Origin of the sequence: Neobacillus drentensis, from assembly GCF_036965645.1 — a bacterium.
Lineage (GTDB): Bacteria > Bacillota > Bacilli > Bacillales > Cytobacillaceae > Neobacillus > Neobacillus drentensis_D.
This window is the reverse complement of record NZ_JBALPZ010000258.1, coordinates 2,272-6,615: the sequence shown is the minus strand read 5'-3', so window position 1 is coordinate 6,615 and position 4,344 is coordinate 2,272. Positions and strand designations below refer to the sequence as shown.

Below are 4,344 nucleotides of genomic sequence, written 5' to 3'. Positions count from 1 at the left end.
ATGTAAACAAGGTCATGACAATATCATAGAAGGTGATTCATTGAAAAATAAAGACATGAAAAAATGAAAGCGAATTCCCTAGAAACAAGTTGATTTGTAAGATGTCCTTAAATGTAAAAACCAAATATTTTTATGCAATAAAGGATCCATAAAATATACACAATCAAAACAAGGAGGAAAGAATTCTATGAAATTATCATATGTAACAGATAGCTTAGGCCATTTGCCATTTGAAAAAATGTTGGATACGGTGGCTGAAATGGGGATTAATACCATTGAAATGACAACAGGAGGCTGGTCACCTGCACCACATTTGCGTTTAAATGAATTGCTGGAAAGTGAAGCAAAAAGAAGTGAATTTCTAGGTGAATTAGAGAAACGGAATATAAAACTTTGCGCATTAAATTGTTCCGGGAATCCATTAGATCCAGGCGAACTTGGCAAAGAACATAGGGAAGTAACAGAAAAGACAATGGATCTAGCTGGCCTGCTTGGTGTTAAGAAGGTCATTATGATGAGTGGTCTGCCGGCAGGAAGCCCAGAAGATAAAATTCCTAACTGGATTACCTATACAGTAAGCTGGCCTCCAGTATTAAAGGATATTCTAGATTATCAATGGAATGAGGTAGCCATTCCTTATTGGAAAGAGCTAGTGAAAAAAGCTGAATCATGCGGTGTAGAAAAAATTGCCCTAGAAAATTTCAGTTCTATGTTAGTTTATAATCCGGAAACATTATTTAGATTACGAAATGCAGTTGGCCCAATGGTTGGTTTGAATTTAGACCCAAGCCATTTAATCTGGATGGGTGCAGATCCTATTTTGTCAGCCAGAGAACTGGGAGCAGCGATTCACCATGTTCATGGTAAAGATGTAAGAATGGAAAGACATTTATCTGCTGTTAATGGTGTATTAGAAACAAAAGAGGTTACGGATACAGCAAATAGAGCTTGGAATTATGTGGCTGTCGGCTGCGGTCAAGATTTGCAATGGTGGAAAGAATTCTTCTCGGTGGTTCGCATGATGGGATATAACGATGAGGTATCACTGGAAATGGAAGATCTAACCATGTCCGTTGAGGGTGGAATTAAAACGTCGATAGATGCTTTAAAACAAACACTTAGCTTTTAAAAATACAGATATTTCTGATGAATAAACTAAAAATTGATGAATTGAGAGGAGTTTTTACTATGTTAAATGGAGAGAAAAAAATAGCAAGACCACTACGCTGGGCGATGGTCGGAGGCGGAAGAACTGGACAGGTTGGTTATAAACACCGGATTGGTGCATTAAGAGATAATACCGCTTTTCAATTAGTAGCAGGTGCATTTGATATTGATGCTGAAAGAGGAAAGGACTTTGGTGTCAATATTGGGGTAGAGGAAAACCGCTGTTATCCTGATTATAAAACATTGTTTGCAGAAGAAGCTAAACGTGAGGATGGTATTGAGGTTGTTTCCATTGCCACTCCTAACGGAACTCACTATGAAATTACTAAAGCAGCATTGGGAGCGGGGTTACATGTTATTTGCGAAAAACCTTTGTTCTTTACCGTTGCAGAGGGTGAGGAAATTAAAGCCTTAGCAGAGAAACAAGGAAAAATTGTCGGAGTTACGTATGGTTTTTCCGGGAATCAGTTGCTGCTTCAAATGCGGGCAATGATTGAACAAGGCAAGATCGGTGATATTCGTGTAGTTGATTTACAATACACACATGGATTCAGTGCAACCGAACAAGGTGATAAAACAAATGCTGCGCAAAAATGGCGTGTAGATCCTAAGGTTGCCGGGCCAAGCTTTGTTTTGGGAGATCTCTCAACGCACACTTATTATATGTCCGAATTGATTATTCCGCAGATGAAAATTAAAAAATTATTATGTGATCGGCAGAGCTTTGTTGGAAGCCGTTACCCTCTAGAGGATAATGCTTTTGTTCTGATGCAATATGAAAACGGAGCAGTAGGTAGACTATGGACATCTTCGATCAATGCAGGATGTATGGACGGCCACAGAATTCGCATTGTCGGATCGAAAGCAAGCCTGGAATGGTGGGATAGCAAACCAAATGAACTTAGGTTTGAAGTTCAGGGAGAACCTATTCAAACCTTAATTCGAGCAATGCCTTACTTGGATGAAACTTGTAATGCGGATGAGCGTTTGGGAGCCTTGCATCAAGAAGGGTTAACTGAATCATGGGCAAATATTTATCTGAAATTTGCCATTGCTATTGATGCCAAAAATCGCGGTGATGAGGAAACATTGAAAAATCTGGTATACCCTGATATTAATGCAGGAATTGAAGGGATTCGCTGGATTGAAAACTGTGTCCGTTCAGCAGAAAACGGCTCAGTTTGGGTGGAATATGAAAGCAAAAAACCACAGCTAGTGTAAATTACACAGCATCGATATGAGAGAACGACCTCTAAGACCGGGGGGCAATTACTGTAGATTGTTCCCCGGTTAGATAAAATATATCTTTTATCTATTGTATAAAATGAAAGCGTTTTAAATTGATCCCGGATTTCATTTTGATTTCATCAAAGAATCTGTCAGAAGAAATTTGTTAAAAAAACAATTAGACAAAGGGGAATATTTAACATGCAAAATCTCAACGTTTCAGAGAATCCAGTTCAACTGGAACATGTCCAGGGAAAGAACCCAAAAAAGTTCTTGAAATTAATAACAACTGTATCAACATTTGGGGGGCTATTATTTGGATATGATACAGGGGTAATTAATGGAGCACTTCCATTTATGGCTAAACCAGACCAATTAAATCTTAATGCCCTTACAGAAGGGTTAGTAGCGAGTTCATTAATCTTAGGTGCTGCTTTTGGTTCAATAACGGGAGGCCGGTTATCTGATAAAAAAGGACGAAGAAGCCTAATCATGTATCTAGCAATTTTATTCTTATTTTCAACAATAGGCTGCGTTCTTGCACCAAATGCCTCCATCATGATTGTTTTCCGCTTTTTACTCGGTCTTGCTGTCGGTGGTTCTTCCGTGATCATACCATCGTATCTTGCAGAAATGTCTCCATCGGACCGAAGGGGTATGATGGTCACTCGAAATGAATTGATGATTGTAACTGGGCAGTTTCTAGCTTATATCTTTAATGCAGTCATCGGAAATGCCTTTGGAGATACAGGACATGTTTGGCGTTACATGTTAGTCATTGCTACATTACCAGCTGTGGCTTTATGGATTGGCGTGGTTATTTTACCAGAAAGTCCGCGCTGGTTAGCATCAAAAGGAAGAATGGCTGATGCACTAAAAGTGCTTCAAATGATTCGTCATGAGGGGATCGCTCAACAAGAATTAAATGAAATAAAGGCACATATCCAAGCAGAGCAAAAAATGGAAAAAGGATCACTAAAAGATTTAAGGATACCTTGGGTTCGAAAGATGGTATTAATAGGGGTTGTCATTGGATCCATATCTCAGTTAGTCGGTATCAATTCAATCATGTATTATGGAACACAAATTCTTGAAAATTCCGGTTTTGGAACAAAAACGGCTTTGATTGCAAACGTGGCAAATGGATTAATCGCCGTTATTGCTGTTATCGTTGGTATGTCCCTCACGAACAAAATTAACAGACGGACCATGCTGCTTACAGGTTTAACTGGTGTAACAGTAGTTCTTATTACGATTGGTATTTCTACTTTCGCACTTGCTGGTTCACCTGCCCTGCCATTTGTAGTATTATCACTGACAGTCCTATATTTAGCCTTCTTCCAAGGGGCAATTGGCCCTTTAGGATGGCTGATAATTGCTGAAACTTCTCCTGCTCGTATACGTGGTGTAGGTATGGGAATTGCTACATTATTCTTATGGCTTTGTAATTTTATAGTAGGACTTTTGTTCCCTACTCTTTTAAGTACACTCGGACTTTCAGGAACATTTTTCTTATTTGCTGTGTTTGGATTCATTGGGATCGTGTTTGTAGCGAAAAATCTGCCAGAGACAAGAGGGTTATCATTAGAACAAATAGAGGATAACTTTAAAATGAGAGCATAGATAAAATATAAATGAATAACAGAAACGCGGAGAAGGTCTAGAGGGCCGCTCCGCGTTTTTTTGTATAGGGTTTTTTAACGGAGATTATTTTCTTTTCGCTTAAAGCAAACATACTTTCATAAAAAACGATTCGAGCTTCTCCATATTGATCCATTGAATGGTTAAAAGATTGCATTGTATGTTGAATGAATTCCATTATTTTTTTCATCATGATTCCTCCCTAGGAATAATTTGGTTAATTTAATTTTGTACCTTGGGAGTCGCTTTAGCAATCGCGATGAAAACGAAAACAAGTATAAAAAAAACGCTAACACTGTTAATGAAAGC

General features: G+C 38.5%; 4 protein-coding genes. 3 read left to right on the top strand and 1 reads right to left on the bottom strand.

Going from position 1 to position 4,344, the window contains the following annotated elements:
- The first annotated feature begins 187 nt into the window (after positions 1–187).
- The 3 genes from V7266_RS29925 to V7266_RS29915 all read left to right on the top strand — a co-directional run bounded on the left by V7266_RS29925 (position 188) and on the right by V7266_RS29915 (position 4,017).
- Positions 188–1,129, top strand: coding sequence for a sugar phosphate isomerase/epimerase family protein (locus V7266_RS29925; protein ID WP_335472892.1), 942 nt, complete (start codon positions 188–190; stop codon positions 1,127–1,129).
- A gap of 59 nt (positions 1,130–1,188) precedes the next feature.
- Complete coding sequence (locus V7266_RS29920) at positions 1,189–2,388, top strand: Gfo/Idh/MocA family protein (RefSeq protein ID WP_335472890.1); 1,200 nt, start codon at positions 1,189–1,191, stop codon at positions 2,386–2,388.
- 207 nt (positions 2,389–2,595) lie between these two features.
- The gene (locus V7266_RS29915; RefSeq protein ID WP_335472888.1) at positions 2,596–4,017 is read left to right on the top strand and encodes a sugar porter family MFS transporter; all 1,422 of its coding nucleotides are present in this window, start codon (positions 2,596–2,598) and stop codon (positions 4,015–4,017) included.
- 37 nt (positions 4,018–4,054) lie between these two features.
- On the opposite strand, the gene V7266_RS29910 is transcribed toward V7266_RS29915, so the two are convergent.
- Positions 4,055–4,225, bottom strand: a complete 171-nt coding sequence (locus tag V7266_RS29910; protein ID WP_335472886.1) for a hypothetical protein — start codon at positions 4,223–4,225, stop codon at positions 4,055–4,057.
- Between the last annotated feature and the right edge of the window lie 119 nt (positions 4,226–4,344).

What these genes read in the sequence shown, in the direction of transcription:
- V7266_RS29925 (WP_335472892.1), top strand. Translation starts at nt 188, where the DNA reads ATGAAATTATCATATGTAACAGATAGCTTAGGCCATTTGCCATTTGAA.
- V7266_RS29920 (WP_335472890.1), top strand. Translation starts at nt 1,189, where the DNA reads ATGTTAAATGGAGAGAAAAAAATAGCAAGACCACTACGCTGGGCGATG.
- V7266_RS29915 (WP_335472888.1), top strand. Translation starts at nt 2,596, where the DNA reads ATGCAAAATCTCAACGTTTCAGAGAATCCAGTTCAACTGGAACATGTC.
- V7266_RS29910 (WP_335472886.1), bottom strand. Translation starts at nt 4,225, where the DNA reads ATGAAAAAAATAATGGAATTCATTCAACATACAATGCAATCTTTTAAC.